General features: G+C 66.2%; 23 protein-coding genes and 1 tRNA gene. 12 read left to right on the top strand and 12 right to left on the bottom strand.

The window, feature by feature from the left end; translation table 11 throughout:
* Positions 1-48 precede the first annotated feature (48 nt).
* Positions 49-933: an exonuclease domain-containing protein gene (locus C8J42_RS06750; protein ID WP_243644157.1), complete on the top strand. Its 885-nt coding sequence runs from the start codon at positions 49-51 to the stop codon at positions 931-933.
* A gap of 102 nt (positions 934-1,035) precedes the next feature.
* The gene (locus C8J42_RS06745; protein WP_207897081.1) at positions 1,036-2,607 is read left to right on the top strand and encodes a carboxylesterase family protein; all 1,572 of its coding nucleotides are present in this window, start codon (positions 1,036-1,038) and stop codon (positions 2,605-2,607) included.
* Positions 2,608-2,615: 8 nt separating this feature from the next.
* Here C8J42_RS06745 and C8J42_RS06740 read toward each other — a convergent pair whose 3' ends face one another.
* Both C8J42_RS06740 and C8J42_RS06735 read right to left on the bottom strand, forming a co-directional pair.
* On the bottom strand, positions 2,616-3,722 hold the full coding sequence (locus tag C8J42_RS06740; protein ID WP_165895447.1) for a lactonase family protein: 1,107 nt from the start codon (positions 3,720-3,722) through the stop codon (positions 2,616-2,618).
* A gap of 67 nt (positions 3,723-3,789) precedes the next feature.
* Positions 3,790-6,825, bottom strand: a complete 3,036-nt coding sequence (locus C8J42_RS06735) for a glycosyl hydrolase family 28-related protein (RefSeq protein WP_133019409.1) — start codon at positions 6,823-6,825, stop codon at positions 3,790-3,792.
* A 233-nt stretch (positions 6,826-7,058) separates the two neighbouring features.
* On the opposite strand from C8J42_RS06735, the gene C8J42_RS06730 reads away from it, so the two are divergent.
* From C8J42_RS06730 to C8J42_RS06715, 4 genes are all read left to right on the top strand, one after another.
* Complete coding sequence (locus tag C8J42_RS06730; RefSeq protein ID WP_133019933.1) at positions 7,059-7,592, top strand: gluconokinase; 534 nt, start codon at positions 7,059-7,061, stop codon at positions 7,590-7,592.
* A 70-nt stretch (positions 7,593-7,662) separates the two neighbouring features.
* Positions 7,663-8,547: an alpha/beta hydrolase gene (locus C8J42_RS06725; RefSeq protein WP_133019408.1), complete on the top strand. Its 885-nt coding sequence runs from the start codon at positions 7,663-7,665 to the stop codon at positions 8,545-8,547.
* A complete protein-coding gene (locus C8J42_RS06720; protein ID WP_133019407.1) occupies positions 8,547-9,644 on the top strand; it encodes a Gfo/Idh/MocA family oxidoreductase in 1,098 nt (365 codons plus the stop codon). Before C8J42_RS06725 ends, C8J42_RS06720 begins: the two co-directional genes overlap by 1 nt.
* A complete protein-coding gene (locus C8J42_RS06715) occupies positions 9,644-10,135 on the top strand; it encodes a cupin domain-containing protein (protein WP_133019406.1) in 492 nt (163 codons plus the stop codon). Before C8J42_RS06720 ends, C8J42_RS06715 begins: the two co-directional genes overlap by 1 nt.
* Here C8J42_RS06715 and C8J42_RS06710 read toward each other — a convergent pair.
* From C8J42_RS06710 to mutL, 10 genes are all read right to left on the bottom strand, one after another.
* Entirely contained in the window at positions 10,114-11,055 is a 942-nt protein-coding gene (locus C8J42_RS06710) for a DUF979 domain-containing protein (protein WP_133019932.1), read from the bottom strand. The two genes, C8J42_RS06715 and C8J42_RS06710, sit on opposite strands and share 22 nt — an antisense overlap.
* A gap of 5 nt (positions 11,056-11,060) precedes the next feature.
* Entirely contained in the window at positions 11,061-11,714 is a 654-nt protein-coding gene (locus tag C8J42_RS06705) for a DUF969 domain-containing protein (RefSeq protein ID WP_133019405.1), read from the bottom strand.
* 6 nt (positions 11,715-11,720) lie between these two features.
* Positions 11,721-12,650: a subclass B3 metallo-beta-lactamase gene (bla, locus tag C8J42_RS06700; protein WP_133019404.1), complete on the bottom strand. Its 930-nt coding sequence runs from the start codon at positions 12,648-12,650 to the stop codon at positions 11,721-11,723.
* Positions 12,651-12,726: 76 nt separating this feature from the next.
* On the bottom strand, positions 12,727-14,283 hold the full coding sequence (guaA, locus tag C8J42_RS06695) for a glutamine-hydrolyzing GMP synthase (protein WP_056482672.1): 1,557 nt from the start codon (positions 14,281-14,283) through the stop codon (positions 12,727-12,729).
* A gap of 159 nt (positions 14,284-14,442) precedes the next feature.
* Entirely contained in the window at positions 14,443-14,865 is a 423-nt protein-coding gene (gene rplQ / locus C8J42_RS06690; RefSeq protein ID WP_133019403.1) for a 50S ribosomal protein L17, read from the bottom strand.
* 252 nt (positions 14,866-15,117) lie between these two features.
* Positions 15,118-16,188, bottom strand: a complete 1,071-nt coding sequence (locus C8J42_RS06685) for a DNA-directed RNA polymerase subunit alpha (RefSeq protein ID WP_031395236.1) — start codon at positions 16,186-16,188, stop codon at positions 15,118-15,120.
* A 97-nt stretch (positions 16,189-16,285) separates the two neighbouring features.
* Positions 16,286-16,675, bottom strand: coding sequence for a 30S ribosomal protein S11 (gene rpsK, locus C8J42_RS06680; RefSeq protein WP_031395237.1), 390 nt, complete (start codon positions 16,673-16,675; stop codon positions 16,286-16,288).
* A gap of 84 nt (positions 16,676-16,759) precedes the next feature.
* The gene (gene rpsM, locus C8J42_RS06675) at positions 16,760-17,128 is read right to left on the bottom strand and encodes a 30S ribosomal protein S13 (RefSeq protein WP_056015521.1); all 369 of its coding nucleotides are present in this window, start codon (positions 17,126-17,128) and stop codon (positions 16,760-16,762) included.
* A gap of 154 nt (positions 17,129-17,282) precedes the next feature.
* A complete protein-coding gene (locus C8J42_RS06670; protein WP_056057848.1) occupies positions 17,283-17,516 on the bottom strand; it encodes a hypothetical protein in 234 nt (77 codons plus the stop codon).
* Positions 17,517-17,995: 479 nt separating this feature from the next.
* Positions 17,996-19,801: a DNA mismatch repair endonuclease MutL gene (gene mutL, locus C8J42_RS06665; protein ID WP_133019402.1), complete on the bottom strand. Its 1,806-nt coding sequence runs from the start codon at positions 19,799-19,801 to the stop codon at positions 17,996-17,998.
* A gap of 151 nt (positions 19,802-19,952) precedes the next feature.
* On the opposite strand from mutL, the gene C8J42_RS06660 reads away from it, so the two are divergent.
* The 6 genes from C8J42_RS06660 to C8J42_RS06635 all read left to right on the top strand — a co-directional run bounded on the left by C8J42_RS06660 (position 19,953) and on the right by C8J42_RS06635 (position 25,930).
* Positions 19,953-20,996, top strand: coding sequence for a rod shape-determining protein (locus C8J42_RS06660; protein ID WP_055878614.1), 1,044 nt, complete (start codon positions 19,953-19,955; stop codon positions 20,994-20,996).
* A gap of 106 nt (positions 20,997-21,102) precedes the next feature.
* Positions 21,103-21,975 (top strand): rod shape-determining protein MreC, encoded by an 873-nt coding sequence (gene mreC / locus C8J42_RS06655; RefSeq protein ID WP_133019401.1) that lies wholly within the window; start codon positions 21,103-21,105, stop codon positions 21,973-21,975.
* On the top strand, positions 21,972-22,502 hold the full coding sequence (locus C8J42_RS06650; RefSeq protein ID WP_082440961.1) for a rod shape-determining protein MreD: 531 nt from the start codon (positions 21,972-21,974) through the stop codon (positions 22,500-22,502). The genes mreC and C8J42_RS06650 overlap by 4 nt, the downstream gene beginning before the upstream one ends.
* Before the next feature lie 26 nt (positions 22,503-22,528).
* Positions 22,529-24,571, top strand: a complete 2,043-nt coding sequence (mrdA, locus tag C8J42_RS06645; protein ID WP_207897095.1) for a penicillin-binding protein 2 — start codon at positions 22,529-22,531, stop codon at positions 24,569-24,571.
* Positions 24,572-24,590: 19 nt separating this feature from the next.
* Entirely contained in the window at positions 24,591-25,697 is a 1,107-nt protein-coding gene (gene rodA, locus C8J42_RS06640; protein ID WP_107953933.1) for a rod shape-determining protein RodA, read from the top strand.
* Between the two features lie 157 nt (positions 25,698-25,854).
* Positions 25,855-25,930, top strand: a tRNA-Lys gene (locus tag C8J42_RS06635).
* The last annotated feature ends 82 nt before the right edge of the window (positions 25,931-26,012 follow it).

The following is a 26,012-nucleotide window of genomic DNA, read 5'->3' as shown; positions in this document are numbered from 1 at the left end:
CGGCGGCAATGGTTGCTTACGGCACCCGGCGCCACATATGGACGTGCAATGCTCGACCCAGCGCCCGCCAGCCAGACCGACGTCGCCGATATGCTCACACCGGATTTCGTCGTCATCGACGTCGAGACGGCATGCTCGCGCGTCAGCAGCATCTGCCAGGTCGGCATCGTCGGGTTCCGCGACGGCCGCGAAATTTTCGAATACGAAACGCTGGTCGATCCGCGTGACGAGTTCAACATGTTCAATACCCGGATCCACGGGATTACCGAACAGCACGTCACGGGCAAGCCTTGCTTTGGCGACATCCACGGCATCGTCGATGGCCATTTGTCGGGCCGGACGACGGTGGCGCATTCCTATTTCGACAAGGGCGCGCTCGCCGCGGCATGCCGTATCCACGACCGTCCCCCGATCGAGACGGTCTGGCTCGACAGCGTCCGCGTCGCGCAGCGGGCGTGGCCCGATCTGGCGAGCCACCGACTGGGCGGCCTCGCGCAATATCTCGGGATAGCGCACAAGCATCACGACGCGCTGAGTGACGCGCGCGCCGCCGGCTGGGTGATCGTCAAGGCTATCGACCATACCGGCATCGCGCTCGACGAATGGCTGAAACCACCCCGCAAGCCGGGGCCCGCTCCACGCCCTGCTCCTACCGGTCCGCTTAGCGGCGAACGGATCGCGATCCTCGGGGAGCCTCGCGATGGGCGACTTGCCAACGCGATTGCCGCGCTTGGTGGACGGATCGTGTCGGCGGTCGGCAACACGACGACGATGCTGATCATCACCGGGCGTGCGCCGTTCAGCTACTCGGTGCGCAACAGCGGCGCGTATCGCCGCGCGGAGCAGTATCGACGGCTTGGTGGAACGATCCGCGTGCTATCCGAAGTCGAGCTCGATCTGCCGACCATCGCGGCCAGCTTTGCGGCAGCCTGAGCAGGCGGATGCTACCGGCAATGTGAAGGAATAGCGACCGTCCGCCTTGGCAAACGCCAGATGGGGTGCGACCATTGTCCCAAAGCGATAGCGGAGGGCGATATGCGGTGGGCGACTTGGGGAATGGCGGTCGGCTTGCTGGCCGCACCGGCGACAGCGCAGCGCGTGCAGGTCGCGAGCGGCGCGATCGAGGGCACGCACGTTTCGACCGCCGCGACGCCGGTCGATGCTTATCTCGGCATTCCCTATGCTGCGGCACCGATCGGCCCGTTGCGGTGGCAGCCACCGCGGCCGGCGACGCAATGGACAGGTGTGCGCAAGGCAGACCGGTTCGGTTCGCGCTGCATGCAGCAACCGCAATTCGCCGACATGAAGTTCCGCTCGCCGAGTGTCAGCGAGGACTGCCTGACGCTCAACGTCTGGACACCGGCGGGTGCGAAACCGGGCGCGCGGCTGCCCGTGTTGTTTTACATTCACGGCGGTGGCGCGATCGCGGGTGACGGGTCGGAACTGCGCTATGACGGGGCGGCGATGGCGCAGAAGGGCATCGTCGTGGTCACGATTAACTATCGGCTGGGCGCGTTCGGGTTCCTCGCGACCAGCGCGCTGGCGGCGGAATCACCGACACATTCCGCGGGGAATTACGGCCTGCTCGATCAGGCTGCAGCGCTGGCCTGGGTCCGGCGCAACGCCGCCGCGTTCGGGGGCGATCCGGCCCGGATCACGATCGGCGGCGAGAGCGCGGGATCGATGTCGGTCAGCGTGCTGATGACCTCGCCGCTCACCCGCACGCAGTTCGCCGGCGCGATCGGTGAGAGTGGCGGCGTGCTGCCGCCGACCTTCCGCCCCAAGCCTCTCGCGGTGGCGACGAAAGACGGCGATGGGTTCGCCGTGGCGGCGGGTGCGTCGTCGCTCGACGCACTTCGGGCGATGCCGGCCGAGGCGTTGCTCGCGGCGCAGGGTAAGCAGCGGTTCCGCGCGGACTTCATCGTCGACGGGCAGTTTCTGACGGAGCCGCCGATCGATACCTACACGGCGGGGCGGGCGGCGCACGTGCCGTTATTGGTCGGTGCGAACTCGCAGGAGGGAAGCTGGACGAGCATCCTTGCCGGGCAACCGCCGACGGTGGCGAATTATCGCGCGGGCGTCGCGAAGCTCTTCACCGATCCGGATGCGCTGCTCGCCTTGTACCCGGCGAAGTCGGATGCCGACGTGCCAGTTGCGGCGACCGCGCTGGCAAGCGATGCGTTTCTCGGCGCGTCGACGTGGCAGTGGTTCGACCTGCACCGCCGTGCGCGCCAGCCAACCTATTATTATCATTTCGCGCATCCCCGCCCCGCCGCACTGCCGCCGCTGACCAACCCCGACGTGCCGCCGATCGGGGCAGTGCACAGCGCGGAGATCGAATACGCGCTGGGCAACCTCGATACGAACCCGGCTTATGCGTGGACGGCGGACGATCGCCGGATTTCGACGGTGTTCCAAGGGTATTTCGCCGCGTTCATCAAGACCGGTACTCCGAACGCTGCGGGGTTGCCGAACTGGTCGCCTGCACCGCCCGCGGGGGGCGTCATTCCGCGCCAGATCGTCGACGTGCAGACGCGTTCGGAACCGTTCGTCGAGCAGGCACGGTATGTCGCGGCGACACCGTTGCTCGAACGGCGGGTGCCCTGAAGCTATATCTAGCCGACGAAGACCACACCGGGCACCGAGAGCGTCTGTCCGGTTGCGATTAGTCGGCCATCGGGTTCGATCCTGAAGATCGCCAGCGTGCCTGATCGCTCGTTGCCGACGAGGACACGGCGCTGCGCTTCGAGAACCAGCAGGAAGCGCGGCCACTTGCCGCCGCTGGGGATATGCTGGAGCAGGCTCGGCACGCCTGACGCGTCGAGCGCGAAGACGGCGACGCTGTCATGGCCGCGGTTCGAGACGTAGAGCCGCCGTCCGGCCTGATCGATCGCGATATGCGCGGCCTGCGACGCGCCCTCGTACCTGCTCGGCAGCGTCGAGACCGTATGCCGGGTCGCGAAACTGCCATCTGGGCGGGCGTCGAGCATGATGACCGTATTGGACAGTTCGCATACGACGTAGGCGAGTGTACGGCGTGGATGGTGGACCGTATGGCGCGGCCCCGCGCCCGGCGGCGCACGCCATGCCGCGACCGGCTCGGCCAGTGCGCGCGCCCGCGGGTCGAAGCGATAGGCGAAGATCGTGTCCGTCCCCAGGTCGACCGAATGCAGCCAGCGGCGATCCGGGCTGAAGCCGACCCAGTGCGCGTGCGGTGCCTCCTGCCGGGCCGTGTTCGGGCCATGCCCCGTGTGGCGGAACACGACCGGTTCGCCTGGCACGCCGGTACGAGCGTCGAGGCGGTGGAACGCGACGCTGCCGCTCGAATAATTGGCGACCGCGAGGCAGGCGCTGGCGCGGTCGATCGCGACGTAACACGGGTCGGCGCCTGCCGTGGGGGTGGTGCCGCGGTGCGACCAGTCCGGCGCGTAGGCAGCGATCTCGCCCGCGGCCTTCTCACGGACGAAGTAATACGCACCGTCCGGGCCACCACCAATACCGAACGACGCGTCGTCGATCCCCGATATCGGCGTGCCGACCTGCCATGTGTCGCGATCCGGGTCGAACGAGATCGGATACACGCCCTTGCCGCCTTCGCGGGCGTAGGTGCCGGCGATCAACCGTACCCGCCGCTCGCCGCCGCCGGCCGCGACCGCCGGGAAGGCGAGCGTGGCCGCCATCGCGGTCAGGGCCGACCGTCGTGTCGTGGTCCAGTCGGTCATGCCCGTTCCTTTGCAGTTATCGGCGGGTGTCATGCGTCAGCGGTGCGGCCGAGGCAACGAACGCCACTCAGGTTTCGACCGCGTAGAGCGCGTGGTGCGTTAGGATGAACAGCGTCCGCCCGTTCGTGCCGCCGAAGATCAGTTGCAGCGGCCGCTCGGGGACGTCGATCCGTCCGGACTCGCGTCCATCCAGGTCGTGGACGAACACCTGGCCGTTCGCGAGGTAGACACGGCCGTCCGGCCCGACCGCGACGCTCTCGCCGCCGCGGTTGGCGAACGGCTTCAGATCGGTGATGCTGCCGCCCACGCCGACCAGTCCGCTATAAGTTTTGGCTTCGGAGTCGTTGCTGACGAACACGCGCTCGCCGAGCTTGGCGTTCACGAAGCCGTAGGTGTCGAGTGCGTCCGAGAAGCGCCAGCCGAGATGGTTGGGCGGCCCTTGCTGGACGGTGCGATACGCGGGTAGGACCAGCGAGCCGTCTGGCGAGACATATTCGCGCGGCTTGGGCAGGGCCATGTCGCGCGCGAACATCTCGCCGAGCGTCGTGAACTGGTAGGTCGTCGGATCGATCTGATCCCTGAACTCGCCATTCACCCAGAAATTGCCGGGTAGTGCGACGCTCGCATCGCGGTGCGGGGTGACCGACGTGGGTGGGATCACGGCTATGCTATCGGGGTCGCCGGGCTTGATGCTGTAGACCGTTCCTGCCTCGCCATCGGACGACAGCACCATGAGGTTACCCGAGCGATCGACCGCGAGATTGACCGGATCGACGGGCGCATCGGCGGCGACCGACAGCCCCTCACTCGCCGTCCAGCCATAGATGCGGTGCGTATTATGCTCGACGAAGTAGAGCTTGCCCTTCGCATCCACCGCCGCGCCGGCGATCGAGTAGAACCCGTCTTCCAGCTTGCGGACGGCCGGGCCAGTGGTCGTCGCGACCGGCATGGCGCCGCGCTTCACGTCCAGCACCGCGAACTCGCGTTCGCGCACCTCCGCTCCGTTGGTCATGTCCTGGACCGCGTTCTCGTACGGGAACTTGCTCGCGCGCAGGTCGGTGCCGCAGCCTTCCGCATCGCAGAACGCCAGCCCGCTCTCGCCGTTCACATGCACGTTGCGGAAGCGGATATCGTTGGAATTGTAGATCCGCACCGCCGATGGCGCCGGCTGGAGCGACCGTGTGACCCTGTACGCGTGATAGTTCGCGAACAGGATGTTGCTCGAATTGCGAACCTCGAGCGACAACGCATTGCGGCTCTCGCCCGCCTCTTCCTCGGTCTGCGGCGCGAGGAACTCCCAGTTCTTGACGCCGTCCAGGACGATTTCCGCGCGCGCGTGATGCTCGGCGGACATCTCGTACACATGGCCCGGCGTGCTGGTGTTCGAGACGTGGAGCCCGGCGGCGGCGAAGGTGTTGGGGGTCCACAAATTGTTGAACGTGCCGCCGCCGCCATCGGTGACCGAGAGGCTCGCATATTGCCCGTCCCAGCGCTTGCGCGGATCGGCGTCGCCGGTGTGGTCGGCATTGTACGGATCGATCCGGCTGCCGTCGGCACGGCTGGTGCCGTGGCCACCATGGAAGCGGACGTCGTCGACCAGCGAGTCCGCGCCGGCCTTCCATAGCAACGCCGTCGCGCGCGGGTTGATGCCGCCGGTGGTCAGGCCGATGCCGGAGACGATCGCCGCGCCACCCTTTGCGCTTTCGATCAGCCCCTTGGCGGCACCGATGCCGCGGAAGCTTGGCGTGTCGTCCGCCAGGACGATCTGCGTCATGTCCGGATGCAGGCCGATCAGCACCGTGTCGGACCGCAGCTTCAGCGTAGCGGAAACGCGGTAGAAGCCGGTGGGGAAATAGACCACGCGGTGCGTATCGATCGCGCGCTGGATCGCTGCGGTATCGTCGGTTGCGTCGTCGCCCTTCGCGCCCGCGCTTCGCACGTCGAACCACTGCGCGACGGGCGGCAGCGAGCGGATCGCGGACGGTATCCGCTTGGGCATTGCCCGGATCGTCGCGGCATCGACGCGCGTCTCGTACTTGCCGGTCGCGCCGAGCCCCGGCAGCGTCAGGCCGTAGGTAAACGCCTTGACCCGGTATTTTGCGCCCTGCCCGGCCACGGTCTTCCCGCTGTCACGGAACCGCGCGAAGATCGGCACGGCGCTGGCAGTGGCGTCCTGGAAGCCGATCTGCGTGTAGACATTATCCTCGTTGCTGATGACGACGGCGGCGTCCGAGACGTTCTCGAACCGCACGTCGCGGCCCCATAGCCAGTCGCCATAGCCACGGTCGATCTCGATCCCGACGGGGACGTTGCGGATGCTTGTGTTGACGAGTGTCAGCCCCGCCTCATGCTCACGGATCGCGGCGTCGCGCTGGCCCTCGAACGACGAATCCAGCAAGGTGTACTGCCATGCGGGCGAGGTCTTCTCGCTGAGGATGCCGTAGCGCCCGCCGAAGAAGCGCAGGTCCTGCCCGACATTGCCGACCTGATAGATACCGGCCAACCCGGAGCCGATGTGGAAGTCGACATGGCTCAAATATGCGTGCTGCGCCAAGTGGAACCGGACCGCGGTCGCCGCGGGATTGCCGTCGCCGATCTCGAAATCGACGTTGCTGAGTGCGGAGTAGAATGTCCCCGAATTGGCGTCGGCGATGGTGGCGTCGAACGGTACGCTGGTCGGCGGTGGCACCGGTACCTTTGGCGGTGCGGCGCGGCTGTCGGCACGCGAACCGGTGAAGAACAGCATGTTCGCCACGCCGGTCTGGAACCCTGGGGTCGCAGCGCCGAGCGTGATGACGGGTCGCGTCTTGCCCGTGCCGAACACGCGCACGCCGGGCCAGACGAAGATGGTTCGCGAGATACGATAGCGGCCGGCGGGCAGGAAGACGATGCCCTCGCCGCCTTTCGCGCTCGCCGCGCTGTCGATCGCGGCCTGGATCGCGGCGGTATCGTCGGATCGGCCGTCACCACGGCCGCGAACCGTCACCGCGCGTGGATCTGCCGGTGCGGTGAGAAATACCGATCGAGAGGGAGAGGCCGAACGGGGTGCCGCAAACGCTGGAACGGTCGTCCCCAGAAGCGCGATCGCTAGTGTCAGTTTCACAGGCTCACCCGAGATTGTTGTGGGACGCACCGAACGATGTCCGCCAGTCTGCACTGGAGGTAGTGGCGCATGCGACCATAGGCGATCACGACCAAGGTCGTAGTAGCCGATCCCGCGCGCACGAACGATAGACGGTGACGAACCGACCGCGCGCAGCTTATGGAGAGCCAGTGCCTCCTTCCTTCCAAACGATCCCCAATCCGGCCGACGCGCCACCCTATGCCATCATCGTGATGGGCGTCAGCGGCAGCGGCAAGTCGACACTGGGTGCCGAACTTGCGCGCCATCTGCGCTGCGATTTCCTCGAAGGCGATGATTTCCACAGTGCGGACAGCGTCGCGAAGATGCGGTCTGGCCATCCGCTTGACGATCAGGATCGCTGGCCCTGGCTCGATAGGATCGCCGCCGGGTTGCATGATGCAGCCCTGATGGACGGCACCGCGGTTGCAGCATGTTCCGCGTTGAAGCGCGCCTATCGCGATCGACTGGCGGATGCCGTCGGCATGCCGTTGCTGTTCGTGTTTCTCGATACGAAGGACAGCGGTGAACTCGCCCGACGGCTGGTCCACCGTGCGGACCATTACATGCCGGCCAGCCTGCTCGCGAGTCAGCTCGATACCCTGGAAGAACTGGGTCCCGACGAGCGCGCCGTCACGCTCGATGCGGAAGAAGCGCCCGATCGGCTTTGCGCCGAAGCGCTCGCGTGGATCGGACGCGAGATGTCGGGCACGGCCGAAACCGCCGGAGACGCACGACGAAGGTCGTAATAGCCAAGCCGGCCGACAAGGCCGACACTCGGTGGCAGTACTCGCGCAGGAGTGCGGTCGAGGGTCGTTGATGTCGCTACGCATTGCTTTCGCCCTCATGCTGGTCTCCGCGCCCGCCGCTGCGCAGCAGGCGCCCGTCGTGGCGCTCTGGCCGAACGGTGCGCCCGGATCGGAAGCGCGGCGGACCGAAGCCGAGACGGTGAAGGACAGCTATGTCAGCAACGTCCACAACCCGACGCTGACGATCCACCGCCCCGCCCCGAACCACGCCAACGGCGCCGCGGTGATCATCGCGCCCGGTGGCGGTCACCGCATGCTGGTGTGGATCAACGAGGGCGAGGTGCCCGCGAAGGCGCTCAACCGCTACGGCGTCACGACGTTCGTGCTGAAGTACCGCCTCGCGCGCGATCCCGGCTCATCGTACGATATCGAGCGCGACGCGGCAGCCGATCTGCGGCGCGCGGTCCGGTGGGTCCGCGCGCATGCGAGCGACTACGCGATCGATCCTGCCCGGATCGGCGTGATGGGCTTTTCCGCGGGCGGCGAACTCGTGTCGCTCGTCGCCGACAACCCTGCGCCCGCGCAGACGCCGACGGACTCGATCGATCGGGTGAGTGCGCGGCCGGACTTCCAGGTGCTCGTCTATCCGGGGCCGCTTGGCACGCCGGCCAAGGCCGTCGCAAACGCGCCGCCTGCGTTCCTCATCGCGGGCTCGCTCGACCAGTGCTGCGCGACATCGGCGATGACGCTGTATTCGCAACTGCGCAGCGCGGGCGTTTCGGCGGAGTTGCACCTTTACGCGGACACCGATCATGCGTTCAATCTCGGCACGCGGTCGGGGCGCATCTCGATCCAGCACTGGCCCGATCGACTGGCGGACTGGCTTGCCGATGGCGGCTGGCTCATTTCGCGCGGATCGGCAAAGATGCTTCCAGTTTCTCGAAAGGAACCCTGATGGAATTCGGCAGGCGTGATCTCCTGGTCGCTGCGGCAACGCTGGCCGCCACATCGAGCGGCGTGGCGCGCGCGGCCCCCGATCGCAAGCTCGGCTATGCGATCGTTGGGCTCGGCTATTACGGGTTGCAGACGATCATGCCGCAGTTCGTCAATTGCGAGCATTCGCGCGTGACGGCGCTGGTCAGCGGCGACCGGGCCAAGGCGCTCGCGACCGCGACGAAGTACGGCGTGCCCGAACGTTCGATCTATACCTATGCCGATTTCGATCGCATCCGCGACAATCCGGACGTCGACATCGTCTATGTGTGCCTGCCCAATTCGATGCACGCCGAATACACCATCCGCGCGGCAAAGGCCGGCAAGCACGTCATGTGCGAGAAGCCGATGGCGATCTCGGTCGCGGAATGCGAGGCGATGATCCGGGCGTGCAAGACCGCCGGCAAGAAGCTGATGATCGGTTATCGCTGCCACTTCGAGCCGTTCAACCTGGAGGCGATGCGGCTCGCCAAGTCCGGGGCGGCGGGCAAGATCCGCTACGTCCGTTCGGAGCATGGTTTTGTCCAGAGCGACCCGAACAAGTGGCGCCTCAAGCGCGCGCTCTCAGGCGGCGGTTCGCTGATGGACATGGGCATCTACAGCCTGCAGGCCGCGCGCTACATGACCGGCGAAGAGCCGATCGCGGTCACCGCGCGCGAATCCACCGACCGCCGCGATCCGCGCTTCCGCGAGGTCGAGGACATGATCGAATGGACGCTTGAATTCCCGTCGGGCGCGATCGCCGGGTGCCAGTCGATGTACAGCGCCAACCAGAACCATATCCTGCTGATGGGCGACAAGGGCCGCATCGAGCTGGAACCGGCCACGCGCTACGACGGCAACAAGATGTGGACCGGGCGCGATGGTCGCGAGACCGCGATCACCAGTCCCCCGCCCGGCCCCGGCAAGACGCAGTTCGCGGGGCAGCTCGATCATCTGGCCGAATGCATTCTCGACGGGCGCGAACCGATCGTCTCGGGCGAAGAGGGCCTGCGCGACATGCGGATCGTCGAGGCGATCTATCGGTCCGTGCGCGAAGGCCGGACGGTGAAGCTGTGATGCGGCCGTTGCTTGCCGCTGCCGTCGCGCTCGTTGCGACTTCCTCCCTGCCCGCACAGACTGCGAGCGATCCGACGAGCTTTGCTGGATCAGCCGACGTGCGCGCGCGAATCGTTGCTTTGGAGAAGACGATGAAGCCGGGCCAGGGGTTCGCCATGGCGCCGCTGGTACAGGCGGACGGGACGAGCGCCTCGCTCGAATATTGGAAGGCGCCGGGCAAGCCTGCGGTGCATCCGGACGAGGCCGAATACGCGACCGTGATGGCGGGTTCGGGAACGCTCGTATCGGGTGGTACGCTGGTCGCGCCGAAGCTGCGCTTTCCGGGGCTGGTCGAAGGTGATCGGATCGAGGGTGGCACGACGCGGAAGCTTGCGGTCGGCGACGTGTTCCTGATCCCGGCGGGGACGCCGCACTGGTTCGGGATCGATGGCAAGCTGGTGATGCTCGGGACGAAGATCAGGACGTCAGGTCAGCGGAAGCCCAGCCAGTAGAGCAGCCCGATGTTGACCGCGAGCAATGGTAGCGCGGTCGGTATCTGCGCGCGGATGACGGCGTTCTTGTCGTTGAGATCGAGCAAGGCGGCGGGGACGAGATTGAAGTTGGCCGCCATCGGCGTCATCAGCGTGCCGCAGAATCCGCTGAGCATGCCGATCGCCGCGACCACCGCGGGGTCACCGCCGTAATGGCGCACGAGCAGCGGGATGCCGATCGCCGCCGCCATCACCGGGAACGCTGCGAACGCGTTGCCCATGACCATGGTGAACAGCGCCATGCCGAGCGTGTAAGCAAGGACTGCACCGATGAGGCTTCCCTCGGGGATGGCGTGGCCGGCCAGACCGCCGACGACGTCGCCGACACCGGCGAGCGCGAACACTGCGCCGAGGCTCGCCAGCATCTGAGGGAGCACTGCGGCCCAGCCGATTGCGTCCATCAGCCTGACGCCTTCCGCGAGCGGCGTGGCGATACGGGGGCGGAACCATAGGTGCATCGCGACCAGCGCGATCACGACGCCGCAGGTTAGCGCGACGAGCGTCGCTTGCTTGGGGTCAACGAGGCTGGGGACTGCGCGGAACAGGACGGTTCCGCCGAGTGCTGCGGCCGGGATGATCAGTGCGGGGAGGAATATCCGGTTGCCAAGCCGGGTGGCTTCGGCACGCCGTTCGTCGAGCGTAGTCGTAGCACGCCCGCCCCGCCCCATCGCGCCCAAGCCGGCGATCGCGACGAGCGCCAGGACGAGAACGCCGTTGCCGACGTCGCCGAGCTTTCCACCGAGCAGGAAGCTGATCGCGAGCACCGCGTAGAACGCCGCGTTGCCAAAACGCTTCGGGTTGGCGTTGTCGGTGGCGCTCAGGACTGCGAACACCGCGAACATCAGGCCGGCGACGCCATAGATGAAGCCGGTGCCGATCATGCCGATCATCGGCCGCGCGCTAGTCGACGGTCGAGCAGCCAAAGGCGGAAGCCGTGGATCAGGAACGCGGCGATCGCGGTCGGGATCGCCCACATCGAGAGGTGGAGCGGCTGGATGACGATGCCGTAGCCCTCCAGCACGCCCTTCATCAGCAGGATCGATCCGATCGCTATGAAGATGTCCTCGCCGAAGAAGAGCCCGATATTGTCGGTTGCCGCGGCCATCGCGGGGATCCGGTCGCCGCCGGGCGTGACGCCCTGCGCTTCGGCGGCGGCTTCGGCCATCGGGGCGACCAGGGGGCGGACGCTTTGTGCGGGGCCGGCGATCGAGGTAAGGCCGAGCGCTGCGGTGAGCTGGCGGAACAGGAGATAGCCGGTAAGGAAACGCCCCACGGTCGCCCCCTTGAGCTTGCCGATGGCTAGTCTCGCGCGTTCCTGGAGACCGTGGCGTTCGAGCATTCCGATCACCGGGAGAACTATGTAGATCACGGTGACATAGCGGTTCTCGTTGAACGCCTTTCCGAACGCGGCGAGGATCGTTAGCGGGGCGAGTCCAGCGGCAAGGCCGGTGACGAGTGCGGAGACGGCGACGACGAGCAGCGGGTTGAACCGGAGCAGGAAGCCCGCGACGATCACCGCGATGCCGCAAAGGACCAGCATCGCCGCTCAGCGCGCCTGCTTGGCGAGATCGGCGTCGAACGCGACCTTGGCCTTGGCGACGATCTTTGGGAGCAGTTTCGGATCGACGAACGCGGTCGTGTCGCCGGCTTGGCGACGTTTGCCCTTGGCGATGACGTCGGCTAGTTCGGGGTGCGACGGCAGGACGATGTCGGCATGCAGCGCGCCGAGCATGGCAATGCTGCGGCGGTAGTCGGCGACGATGCCGGGATAGGCGCGGTTGCCGATCAGGCGGTTGCCCGCGACGCTGACGCTGCACGGGAAGACGACGTCGAGCGGGCGCGGCTTGGCGGGGATCTGCATCGTCCAAGTCGTGCAGCCGGGCGTGTGTCCCGGCGTCGCGTGCGCGGTCAGCGTGACGTTGCCGAGCGTGACCTTGTCCCCATCGCGGACGCCGCGATCGACGTGGATCGCGGGGAACCGGATGATGCCGTAGCTGGTCTCGCCGGGCGGTATGCCGGTTTCGAGCGCGCGGACATCGCGAACGCCGGCGACCACGCGAGCGCCGGTTGCGCGCTTGAGCGCAGCGACACCCGCGGCGTGATCGAAGTGTGCGTGCGTGACGAGGATCAGCTTTACGTCGCGGGGACGGACTCCGGCGTTGGCGATGTTGCGTTCGATCATGCCCGCATTCTCTGCGAGCGTGCCGTCGATCAGGATCGCGCCTGCGCTGGTCTTGATGAGGTAGGCAGCTATGCCTTCGCTGCCGACATAGGTGATCGGGCCTGCGATCGGGAACGGTGCTTGCGGGCGGGCCCAGGCTGGAGGGTCCGCCGCCCCCAGCAGCAGTGGCGTGGTAGCCGCGATCGCAAACGCACTAAGCGACGATCTGACGCCGGCGCGTAGCGATCCTCCCCCGCTAGGGTGAGGTTGCAGGCGTAGCCTGACGGAGGGGGCGGTAAGTGGTAACGTCTGCATCATGTCCTCCCCCTCCGTCTGGCAAGAGCCAGCCACCTCCCCCTTGCGGGGGAGGATCGTAAAATATGCGTCTAGTTCATTCCCACTCGATCGTGCCGGGGGGCTTCGAGGTGTAGTCGTAGGTCACCCGGTTGATGCCCTTGACCTCGTTGATGATCCGGGTGGCCACGCGCGGCAGGAAGTCGCCGGGGAACTGGAACGCCTGCGCCGTCATGCCGTCGGTAGAGGTGACCGCGCGCAACGCCAGCACGTTGTCGTAGGTGCGGCCGTCGCCCATCACGCCGACGCTGCGGACCGGCAGCAGTACCGCGAACGCCTGCCAGATCGTGTCGTAGAGCCCCGCCGCGCGGATCTCCTCGAGATAGATCGCGTCGGCCTTGCGCAGGATGTCGCAGCGTTCCTTGGTGACTTCGCCGGGGATGCGGATCGCGAGGCCGGGTCCGGGGAACGGGTGACGGCCGACGAAGATCTCGGGGAGCCCGAGCTCGCGGCCGAGCACGCGGACCTCGTCCTTAAACAGCTCGCGCAACGGCTCGACGAGCTTCATGTTCATGCGCTCGGGCAGGCCGCCGACATTGTGGTGGCTCTTGATCGTCACCGACGGACCGCCGGTGAAGCTAACGCTCTCGATCACGTCCGGGTACAGCGTACCCTGCGCGAGGAACTCCGCGCCGCCGAGCTTCTTCGCCTCGGTGTCGAACACGTCGATGAATGTCTTGCCGATGAACTTGCGCTTCAGCTCGGGGTCCGTGATCCCGGCGAGGCCGCTCAGGAACAGCTCCTCGACGTTCACGTGGATCAAGGGGATGTTGTACGCGCCGCGGAACAGGCTGACGACCTGCTCGCTCTCGCCCGCGCGCATCAGGCCGTGGTCGACATAGACGCAGGTGAGCTGCTCGCCGATCGCCTCGTGGATCAGTACCGCGGCCACCGCCGAGTCGACGCCGCCCGACAGGCCGCAGATGACGCGACCCTTGCCGACCTGCGCGCGGATCTCGGCGATCTTGGTCTCGCGGAACTCGGCCATCGTCCAGTCGCCGCTCAGCCCGCAGACGTGGCGCGCGAAGTTGGCGATCAGCTTGCCGCCATCGGGGGTATGGACGACCTCGGGATGGAACTGCACGCCGTAGAAGCGTCGCGCCTCGTCGGCGACGATCGCATAGGGCGCGCCGGTCGAGGTGGCGACGGGGGTGAAGCCGGGCGGGATCGCGTCGACCTTGTCGCCGTGGCTCATCCAGACTTGGTGGCGCTCGCCCTCGGCCCAGAGGCCGTCGAACAGCGCGCAGTTGGACTTGACCTCGATGAACGCGCTGCCGAACTCGCCTCCATCCCCCGAGACGATCACGTTGCCGCCGAGCTGTGCGGACATGACTTGCTGGCCGTAGCAGATGCCGAGGATCGGAATACCCGCCTCGAAGAAGCGCTGCGGCACGCGCGGCGAGTTCTCGGTGGTGACCGAGGCGGGGCCACCCGAGAGGATGATGCCCTTGGGCTGCATCCGGTCGAATGCGGCCTCGGCGGACTGGAAGGGGGCGATCTCGCTATAGACGCCGGCCTCGCGCACGCGGCGGGCGATCAGCTGGGTTACCTGGCTGCCGAAATCGACGATGAGAATGCTGTCTGGGTGCTCCATGTCGGGCGCATAGCCGGATGGGGCCCGTAACGAAAGAGGCCGCGCCCATTGCTGGACGCGGCCCTTAAGGTTTCCATGTTCTCCTGCGGACGCAGGAGGCCAGGGTAACTGACGGTTTCGCTTGTGATCCTGGGCTCCTGCGTGCGCAGGAGAACAGTCTTACGCTGCGTCGTCGTACTCGTTGTCGTTCATCACCGGACCCGAATCCTGGCCCTTCGCCGAGACATCGCGGTCGACGAACTCGATGACGGCCATCGGCGAGGCGTCCGACATGCGGATGCCGGCCTTGATGACGCGGGTGTAGCCGCCGTTGCGATCCGCGTAACGGGTCGCGAGCGTGTCGAACAACTTGATCAGCTGCGCATCGTCGAGCAGCTTGCCGTGCGCGAGACGACGGTTGGACAGGCCACCCTTCTTCGCGAGCGTGATCAGCTTCTCGACGTAGGGACGCAGTTCCTTCGCCTTGGCGACGGTGGTGGTGATCTGCTCGTGCTTGATGAGCGCGGCGCTCATGTTGCGGAACAGGGCAAGACGGTGGGCCGAGGTCCGCTGAAGCTTACGGCCGCCTACGCGATGGCGCATGTTTAATACCTTTTCGTTCGTTCAGGGGCCGTGTGAGGTACCCGGGAGCTGGTCGCCGTTAAGGCCGCGACCGATCGCCTTTCGTTCAAAGGTTAGGATGAGGTTACGCCTAGGACGCTTCCTTAGTCCTTCCCTTCGTCTCCAGCCGGGTGGCGACTCGGCGAAGCCGTGTCGTCGAACGGGTCGGTCGAAACCGACCCGCCGGCCGGGCTGTTTCGTCTACGGGGCAAGCTTGCTTGCCCCGGAGCGAAATCAGCCCATTATCTCCTGCTCGAGCTTCTTGGCCATCTCTTCGATGTTCTCAGGTGGCCAGCCGGGGATCTCCATGCCCAGGCGAAGACCCATCGACGACAGCACTTCCTTGATCTCGTTCAAGGACTTGCGGCCGAAGTTAGGCGTACGCAGCATCTCGGCTTCGGTCTTGCCGACCAGATCGCCGATGTAGATGATGTTGTCGTTCTTGAGGCAGTTCGCCGAGCGCACCGACAGCTCCAGCTCGTCGACCTTCTTGAGAAGGTAACGGTTGATCTGCTGGGTGTCGCCTGCGGGCTCCGCACCACCGGCAGCAGGTGCTGCCTGGCCGATCGGGGCCGACGAACGCGTGACCGACGAATCGTCGAAGTGGACGAACAGCGCGAGCTGGTCCTGGAGGATGCGACCGGCATAGCCGACTGCGTCTTCCGGGGTGATCGTGCCGTCGGTTTCGATCGTCAGCGTCAGCTTGTCGTAATCCAGGTCCTGACCGACGCGGGTCGGGTCGACCTTGTACGACACCTGACGTACCGGCGAGTACAGCGCATCGACCGGGATCAGACCGATCGGCGCGTCGGCCGGGCGGTTTGCGGTCGCGGGCACGTAACCCTTACCGATGTCGGCGGTCAGCTCCATGTTGAGCGTCGCACCCTCATCGAGGTGGCAGATCACGAGATCCTTGTTCATGATCTCGATGTCGCCCGAGACGGCGATGTCGCCGGCCTTGACTTCACCCGGACCCGTTGCCGAGAGCTGGAGGCGCTTCGGCCCCTCGCCCTGCATGCGGATCGCGATCTGCTTCACGTTGAGGACGATGTCGGTCACGTCCTCGCGGACGCCGGCCAGAGACGAGAACTCATGGAGCACGTTCTCGATCTTGATCGAGGTGACGGCCGCGCCCTGCAGCGACGAGAGCAACACGCGACGCAGCGCGTTGCCGAGCGTCAGGCCGAAGCCACGCTCGAGCGGCTCGGCGATGAAGGTCGCCTTGCGCTTGGTGTCGCCACCGGCCTTTTTCTCCAGGCCGCTGGGCTTCTTGAGTTCCTGCCAGTTCTTTGCGTTGACAGACACATGCTTCCCCTAATTTGGGGGCCGGCGAACGGGTGTGTCCGCCGACCAATAAAATACACCCGTGCGGCGCGATCAACCGCGCACGGGAGGCGGAGAATCAGACGCGACGACGCTTCGAAGGGCGCACGCCGTTGTGCGGGATCGAGGTCACGTCGCGGATCGACGTGATCTGGAAACCGACTGCCTGAAGCGCGCGCAGGGCCGATTCGCGACCCGAGCCGGGGCCCTTGACCTCGACTTCGATCGTGCGGACGCCGTGCTCGGCGGCCTTCTTGCCGGCGTCTTCCGCTGCGACCTGGGCCGCGTACGGAGTCGACTTGCGCGAGCCCTTGAAGCCCATTGCGCCGGCCGACGACCACGAGATCGCGTTGCCCTGGGCATCGGTGATCGTGATCATGGTGTTGTTGAAGCTGGCATTCACGTGAGCCACGCCAGAGGTGATGTTCTTGCGCTCGCGCCGCTTAATGCGCTGAGGTTCGCGTGCCATGGTGTATTTCCTGACCTGTATCTGCGTGACGCCGGGCGGCCCGTTGGGACCAGCGCCGGCGGAGTAATCCATTGAAAAGGTGGATTACTTCTTCTTGCCGGCGATCGGCTTGGCCTTGCCCTTGCGGGTGCGCGCATTGGTATGCGTGCGCTGGCCGCGGACCGGGAGGCCCTTGCGATGACGCAGGCCGCGATAGCAGGCGAGATCCATCAGGCGCTTGATGTTCATCGAGGTCTGGCGGCGCAGATCGCCCTCGACGGTGTGATCGGCGTCGATCGTCTCGCGGATGTGCAGGACTTCCTGGTCGGTCAGGTCCTGGACGCGGGCGGTGTCGGCGATGCCGAGCTTCGCGACGATTTCCTTGGCCTTGGTCGAACCGATGCCGTGAATATAGGTCAGCGCGATCACCACGCGCTTGTTGGTCGGGATATTAACACCCGCGATACGTGCCATGAACTTGGTTCTCCTGCTCCACGAGGTCCGGCATGGCTGCACAGACCCCATCTCTTAGCGATGAACCGAAACGCACGATAGCGACGAACGCAAACAAGCGCCGCCGGAACCGTCGTGTCGGGGAGAGTTCAACTAGGCGCGGGCGAACGCAGTGTCAAGCGAGCGGTTCCGCGGCGCGGCGCATCTTGAGCCAGCGGGAGAACGACACGATTGTCCAGATCAGCTCGACCACCCCGAACGGCCAAGCGCCTTGAAGGAAGCCGTAGATCGAGCCTAGGACGCACCCGAATGCGAAGCCCAGCGTCCACCAGTGCGAACCGGCTTCCTTGGCGTAGCATAGCAGGGTGAAGGATACCGCGGCTAGGCCGAATAGAGAGAGCGCGTCCATAGGAAGCTCATGCCCTGAACAGGCTCAAGGCACCAGCCTATGCGCGCACCAGAAGCGGTTCTGCGCAACCGGCGAAAACAGTCGTGAATACTAGCGATTTGAAGTTTTGCTGACCGGCATCCGCTGCGCCAGACGTTTCCACTGATCGCGTGTTCGACACTCACGCTTCTTCGTGGATTTTCGAATGAGACACGTGGTCGGCTCAACCGACGTTCTAATGAATTCGGAGTTTCTACCTTCGTAGATGCGCCCCATGTCGATTTGCGATATTCGACCAGTATCTACCTGTGATTGTGCATCCGCCGCACCGGTGACTAGCAGACCGATCAAAATAAGCCCCGCGTTCCGCATCGCACTCTCCATGCCAGACGTTTACGAAATTAAAGGTAACGTACTGAATCGCCGACGGGCACGCAACGCCCCTCGATATGCTTTGGCTCTAGGGATGATTAATAATCTTACGGCTCTTCGAAAGGTCCTCACTTCCGCCCGAACAGCTTCTCAATGTCACCGTGTGCGAGTTTCACCCAGGTGGGGCGGCCGTGGTTGCATTGGCCGGAGTGCGGGGTGACTTCCATTTCGCGGAGGAGCGCGTTCATTTCGGGGACCGACAGGATGCGGCCTGCGCGGACGGAGCCGTGGCAGGCCATCGTACCGGCTACTGCGTCTAGACGCTCTTTTAGGGAGAGGGCTTCGTCGAAGGCGGCGAGTTCGTCGGCTAGGTCGGTGACGAGGCCTTTGGGGTCGCTTTGGCCGAGCAGCGCGGGGGTGGCTCGCACTAGCATGGCGTGGGGGCCGAAGCGTTCGAGGTCGAGGCCGAATTCGGAGAGTTCTCCGGCGCGGGATTCGAGACGGTCGCAGGCGGATTCGTCGAGTTCTACGACTTCGGGGATCAGCAGGGCTTGGCTCGCTATGGTGCCGCCGATCAGGGCCGCGCGCATGCGTTCGAGGACGAGGCGTTCGTGGGCGGCGTGCTGGTCGACCAGGACGAGGCCGTCTTCGGCTTCGGCTACTATGTAGGTTTTTGCGACTTGGCCGCGCGCTACGCCCATCGGGAAGGCCGTCGTCTGTGGTGGTGGTGTCCAGGCGGGTTCGGCGCGCGCTTGTGGGGGCGACGCGAAGAAGGTTGGGCGGGACTCGTTTAGGGTGCTGTAGCTTCGGTTTTCCAGCGGGAGCCTCTGGGGCGCGCCCTCACCTTCCCATCCGCTTTGCGGACGAGCCCCTTCCTCTCCCCCGAGGGGAGAGGAGATTTGTTCTGGTTGCCACATGGAAAGGGCGGACTCGCTGGCGCGTTGGCTTCTGTGGCCGGCGGCGTCGAGGGCGCGGCGCAAGCCCGAGACTATGAGGCCGCGCACCATTGCGGGGTCGCGGAAGCGGACTTCGGTCTTGGCGGGGTGGACGTTGACGTCGACCTGGTCGGTCGGGATGTCGAGGAACAGCGCGACGACGGCGTGGCGGTCGCGCGGGAGCATCTCGGCATAGGCGCCGCGGATCGCGCCCATCAGCAGGCGATCCTTTACCGGGCGGCCGTTGACGAAGAGATACTGGTGGTCGGCGATGCCGCGATTATAGGTCGGCAGGCTGGCGACGCCGCCCAGCACAAGGCCTTCGCGCTCCAGGTCGATCGCGACCGAATTGTCGGCGAGCGCGCGGTCGGTGAGCGTCGCCACCCTGCCCGGCCGGTCCTCGACCTGCATCGCCGACAGCGCGCGGCGGCCGTCATGTTCCAGCGTGAAGCCGATATCGGGCCTAGCCATCGCGAGCCGGCGGACGACGTCGAGGCAGGCGGCGTATTCGGCGCGCGGGGAGCGGAGGAACTTGCGGCGGGCAGGGACGCGGGCGAACAGGTCCTCGACTACGACGCGGGTGCCGGGCGGCAGCGCTGCGGGGCCTTCGCGCTCGACCTTCCCGTTGTCGACGGTCCGCGCCCAGCCTTCGGCGCCGCGGATCCGGCTTTCGATCGTCAGCCGTGCGACGCTCGCGATCGAGGGCAACGCCTCGCCGCGAAAACCCAGCGTCACGACCGATTCGATGAACTCGTCGGGCAGCTTGGAGGTCGCGTGGCGTTTGAGCGCCAAGGCCATGTCCGCGGGGGTCATCCCGCAGCCGTCGTCGGCGACTTCGATCCGCGACGTGCCGCCTTCCACGAGGAGAATCGCGATGCGTCCTGCCCCTGCGTCGATGGCGTTTTCGACTAACTCCTTCAACGCGCTGGCGGGTCTTTCCACCACTTCACCGGCGGCGATGCGATTGACCAGATGCTCGGGGAGACGCCGTATTGACATGGGTTTGCGTCTAGACCAAGCGACGGCATCCCGCGACCCGCAAACGCCATTTAAACAGGCACCCGGTGCTCGACATCACCGGCGGGTCACGCGAGATGATGTGTGCGATGTGCCGCCCGTCCGGCGGCCAGGATTACGGGACCCTGATTGAATGGCCTTCTACTCGCGTTTCTTCAAGTTCATGTCGCACGACATGGCGATCGACCTCGGCACCGCGAACACCGTCGTCTACGTCCGTGGCCGCGGCATCGTCCTGAACGAGCCGTCGGTGGTCGCGGTCGAGACGATCAACGGCATCAAGCGCGTCAAGGCGGTTGGCGACGACGCCAAGATGATGATGGGCAAGACGCCGGGCAACATCGAGGCGATCCGGCCTTTGCGCGACGGCGTGATCGCGGACATCGACGTCGCCGAGCAGATGATCAAGTATTTTATCCAGAAGGTCCACGGCCCGCGCAAGTTCGCGCGCTGGCCCGAGATCGTGATCTGCGTGCCGTCGGGTTCGACCAAGGTCGAGCGCCGCGCGATCCGCGATGCCGCGTCGAACGCGGGCGCGTCGCAGGTCTGGCTGATCGAGGAGCCGATGGCGGCAGCGATCGGCGCGGACATGCCGGTCACCGAGCCGATCGGTTCGATGGTGGTCGACATCGGCGGCGGCACGACCGAAGTCGCGGTGTTGTCGCTGCGCGGTCTCGCCTACACGACCTCGGTACGCGTCGGCGGCGACAAGATGGACGAGGCGATCGTCAGCTACGTCCGCCGCAACCATAACCTGCTGATCGGCGAAGCGACCGCGGAGCGGATCAAGAAGGAGGTCGGCATCGCCAAGCCGCCGGTCGACGGCATCGGCATGATCATTCAGATCAAGGGCCGCGATCTCGTCAACGGCGTGCCCAAGGAGATCCAGATCAACCAAGGCCAGATCGCCGAAGCGCTCAGCGAGCCGGTTGCGACGATCGTCGAGGGCGTTCGCGTCGCGCTCGAGAACACCGCGCCAGAGCTCGCAGCGGATATCGTCGACCAGGGCATCGTGCTTACCGGCGGCGGCGCGTTGCTGCAGGGTCTGGACGAGGTGCTGCGCGACGAGACCGGCCTGCCGGTGACGGTCGCCGAGGACCCGCTGACCTGCGTCGCGCTCGGCACCGGTCGCGCGCTCGAGGACCCCCTGTTCCGCGGCGTGCTGATGAGCGGCTAAGGGTTTGTTTTTGCTTTAAGACATACGGACACGAAATCGCGCCGTCCGAGTCGTGGAGGTTCTGGCCTCCATGCTTCGGCGGCGCCCGAGACAGGGGGACAGGCGCATGGCGCCAGCCCGCGACCGGCGCACGGGGTTTTCCCGGCGTCGGCAATATGGTGTGTTCATGGGCTATGTGCTCGCCGTCGCTGGTGCGGTGGTGGGCCTGGTGCTGCTTGTCGCGTCGACGTTCAATCCGCCCGCGGTTTCCGCGCTGCGGATGGGCGTCGCGGGCGTGACGACGCCGGTGTCGACCGGGCTCGCCACGGTCGGGTCTTCGATCTCGGGGATTCCCGATGCGATCGGCAACTACTTCTTCGTGAAGCAGGAGAACGTCGCGTTGCGGGCCGATCGCGAGCGGACGCGGGCGCTGCTGATGCGCGCGCGGACGATCGCGTATGACAATCGCCGGTTGCGCAGCCTGCTCGCGATCCGCGAACGCTCGACTGTGCCTGTCGTGACCGCGCGGCTGGTGAGTTCGAGCGCGTCGAGCGGGCGGCGCTATGCGTTGCTCAATGCGGGTCGCTGGAACGGTGTGCTGCCCGGCATGCCGGTGCGCGGCCCCGACGGCCTGATCGGTCGCGTGGTCGAGACCGGCCCCAACGCAGCGCGCATCCTGTTGCTCAGCGACGGGGACAGCATCGTGCCCGTCCGCCGCACGCGCGACGGCATGCCGGCGATCGCAGCGGGGCGCGGCGACGGGATGATCGACATCCGCTCGGTCAACGCGACCAATGTTCGCTTCAACGCCGGGGACCTGTTCGTAACGACCGGCACGGGCGGCATCTACGCCCCGGGGGTTCCGGTTGCGCGCGTGACCAAGGCTGGGTCGGACTCGGTGATGGCGCGCGCGTTCGCCGATCCCGACACGCTCGACTTCGCACTTGTCGAGCGGATGTTCATGCCCGTGCCCCCGCCCCGCCCGGTAACGCAACAATGAGTCGCGCTCGCGTCGTCGACAGCGTCGACTACAAGCCGTTCGAGACGAAGATCCCGGCGGGCCGGTCGCGCGCGATCCCCTGGGCGACCGTCATGGCCGGGTCGCTGATCACGATCATCCCGGTGGTCGCGACGATCCCACTGCTCCCGCCGTTCGGGTTCGTCATGCTGCTCGCGTGGCGGTTGCTCGCACGGTTCGCGTTCAAGCCCTGGGCCGCCGCGCCGCTCGGCTTCTTCGACGACCTCGTCAGCGGTCAGCCACTTGGCAGCGCGGTGCTGATGTGGTCGCTCGCGTTCGTCGCGATCGATATGATCGAACAGCGCCTCGCGTTTCGCGACTATTGGCAGGACTGGCTGATCGCGGGCGGGCTGATCGCCGCGTGCATCCTGGTCGGGCGCTTCATCGCGGTACCGGTCGGCGCGCATGTCGACACGATCCTGATCGCGCAGATCGCGGTCACGATCCTGATGTTCCCGCTGGCCGCGCGCATCGTCGCTGCGATCCAGAACAAGCGCGGTGCCGAGTGAGGAATACCCCGCGGATCGTCACCGAGATGTCGCAGGCGTACAGCTTCTCGCGCCGCGCGTGGATGCTGGGCGCGGCGCAAGGCGGCGTCGGGCTGCTGCTCGCCGGCCGCATGGCATGGCTGTCGATCGCGCAGAACGAACGCTACACGCAAATGTCCGAGAGCAACCGCGTCAACATGACGCTGTTGCCGCCGCGACGCGGCTGGATCGTCGATCGCCACGGCGTACCGATCGCCAACAACCGCACCGATTTCCGCGTCGACATCATCCCCGACCGCCTGCGCGACAAGGAGCGCGTGCTGCCGCTGCTCGGCCGCATCCTCCAATTGCCGCCCGAGGAAGTCGAGCGGATCGCGATCGACCTCGAACACGCCGCCGGGTTCCAGCCGGTCCAGGTCGCGGAGAATCTCGACTGGGAGCGGTTCGCCGCGGTCAGCGTGCGGTTGCCCGAACTGCCGGGCGTCGCGCCCACGCGCGGCTTTGCACGCAGCTATCCGGCCGGCGCGGCGGTCGCGCATCTGACCGGCTATGTCGGCGTACCCAACGCCGAGCAGTACAAGAAGACGCACGACCCGCTGCTCGTGACGCCCGGCTTCAAGCTTGGCAAGGACGGGCTAGAGAAGATGCTGGAAGCCGAACTGCGCGGCGTCGCCGGCGCCAAGCGGGTCGAGGTCACCGCACGCGGAAAACTGGTCGCCGAACTCGCGACCAAGCCCGACGTCCCCGGTAAGACAGCACGGCTGACGATCGACGTGGGGCTTCAGGAATATGCGGCGCGGCGGCTTGGCACCAACTCCGGATCGGTCGTCGTGCTCGACACCCGCACCGGCGAGATGCTCGCGATGGTGTCGATGCCGGCCTATGATCCGAACAGCTTTTCGGACGGGATCAGCCATCTCGAATGGCAGATGCTGAGCGACGACGATCACGTGCCGCTGATGAACAAGGTCACGCAGGGGCTGTATCCACCGGGCTCGACCGTGAAGCCGATGAACGGGCTCGCCCTGATGAACGCGGGTGTCGATCCGTCGACGCGTGTCAATTGCTCGGGCGCGATGCGGCTCGGGACCAGCGTGTTCCACTGCCACAAGAAAAGTGGCCACGGTCCGCTCGATCTCAAGAACGCGATCATGCAGAGCTGCGACATCTATTTCTACGAGATGGCGCGGCGGGTCGGCTACAACGCGATCGCGCCGATCGCGCGGACGCTGGGGATGGGGCAGAAGTTCGACCTGCCCTTCTCGACGCAGCGTTACGGCACCGTCCCCGATCCGGCGTGGAAGCTGAAGAAGTACAAGCACGACTGGACCGTCGCGGACTCGCTCAACGCGTCGATCGGCCAGGGCTATGTGCTGGCGAACCCGTTGCAGCTCGCGGTGATGGCCGCGCGCCTAGCGTCCGGCCGCGCGTTGCAGCCGAGCATCCTGGCCAGCCACGTCCACCGCGACTCCCCTGCCCTCGCGATCGACTCCGAGCATCTCGCGCGCGTCCGCGATGCGATGTTCGGGGTGATCAACCAGGGCGGCACCGGCGGCGCGGCCAAGCTGCTGATCCCCGGCGTCGCGATCGCGGGCAAGACCGGCACCGCGCAGGTCCGCCGCATCACGATGGCGGAACGGCGCTCGGGCGTGCTCAAGAACGGGCAGCTGCCGTTCAAGATGCGCGACCACGCGCTGTTCATCGGCTTCGCGCCCGCCGATAACCCGCGCTATGCGCTGGCGGTCGTGCTCGAGCATAACGGCCACACCGTGCGCAATCTCGACACGCCGATGATCGGCCGCGACATCATGACCTATATGCTCGACCGCGAGCGTGCGCTGAAATCGCTCGCCGAGGTCGAACCGACCTGGGGCGGTGATATCCGCACGCGCATGGCGGCGACCGCGGAGACCTACCGCAAGGCGCAGTCCGCGCCGCCCGCCGCTATCGCCACCAAGACCGACGCGATCGTGCCCAGCGACGCCCCCGCGGTCGAGAACGCGACCGACATGGCCAACGCCACGCAGGAAGCGCTGACCGCGCCGGGCGCTACGGTCGCCGAAGATGATTCAAGGGACCGCCAGCCGTGAACCGTACCGAGCGTCAGCGATGAACCGTATCGTCCCCGAACCGCTCGCCAAGCTGCCGTGGCGCGTCCTGCTGCTGGTGGTCGCGATCGGCTGTTTCGGCCAGGTCGTGCTGTATTCCGCGGCGGGCGGCTCGCTCAAACCCTGGGCGCTGTCGCAGGGCATCCGCTTCTTCGTCCTGCTCGCCGGTGCGATCGCCTTGTCCTACGTTCCCGAGCGGACGTGGAAGGCGGGCTCGCTGCCGGCCTATGCGTTGATCGTCGTGTCGCTGGTCGCGGTAGAGATCCTCGGCAAGGTCTCGGGCGGGTCGCAGCGCTGGCTCGACCTCGGTTTCATCCGCCTGCAACCGTCCGAATTCATGAAGCCCGCGATCGTGCTCGCCTGTGCCAAATTCTACGACATGCTCCCGCCCGGCGAGACGCGACGGTTCAGCGCGGTCTGGCCCGCCGCGCTACTGATCGGCGTCCCCGCAGCGATCGTGATGAAGCAGCCCGATCTCGGCACCGCGCTGATGATCTGCGCGGGCGGCGCGACGGTGATGTTCCTCGCAGGCATACCGCTGCGCCTGTTCGTCGGCGGCGCGATCACCGCCGCAGTGGCGATCCCGCTCGCGATCAACTTCGCGCTGCACGATTACCAGCGCAACCGCATCCTGATCTTCCTCGATCCCGAGAGCGACCCGCTCGGCACCGGCTATCACATCAGCCAGTCGAAAATCGCGATCGGCTCGGGCGGGATCTGGGGCAAGGGCTTCCTCCAGGGCACGCAGAGCCATCTCGACTATCTCCCCGAGGGGCATACCGACTTCGTCTTCGCGACGATGGCGGAGGAATGGGGCCTGGTCGGCGGCTGCCTGCTGATCCTCGCCTTCCTGCTGGTGATCCGCTGGGGGATCGAGGTCGGCCAGCGCGCGCAGACCCGGTTCGGCCGGCTAACCGCCGCCGGGCTGTCGACGACGATATTCTTCTACGTCGCGATCAACCTGATGATGGTGATGGGCCTCGCCCCCGTCGTCGGCATCCCGTTGCCGCTGGTGAGCTTCGGCAGCTCGGCGCAGATGACGGTGCTGCTGTGCCTCGGCATTTTGATGTCGATCGACCGCCAGAACCGCAAGACGGTCGGCTGGTAGGGCGAAAAACCGACTTATTTCGCGAAAAAGCGGCGCGATCGACGAAAACGGACTCGGATCGACGAAAAGGGGGTTGCGGGCCCCGATGAGTCTGCTAACAGCGCGCCTCCAGCAGCGGGGCGCCACACCAGGGCGCCACTCAAAACCGCCCCGGAATGGACGCATAGCTCAGTTGGTAGAGCAGCTGACTCTTAATCAGCGGGTCCTTGGTTCGAGCCCAAGTGCGTCCACCATTTTCTTATAGCGTTAGATACCGGCACCGATTGGTCGCATCGGCGAGTGGCCTGGGTCAGGCAACTTCCACAGAGCGCCGCG

Source organism: Sphingomonas sp. PP-CE-1A-559 (assembly GCF_004340965.1).
Classification (GTDB): Bacteria; Pseudomonadota; Alphaproteobacteria; order Sphingomonadales; family Sphingomonadaceae; genus Sphingomonas.
Note: the sequence above shows the minus strand (reverse complement) of the source record. Positions and strands in the feature narration are given on the sequence as shown.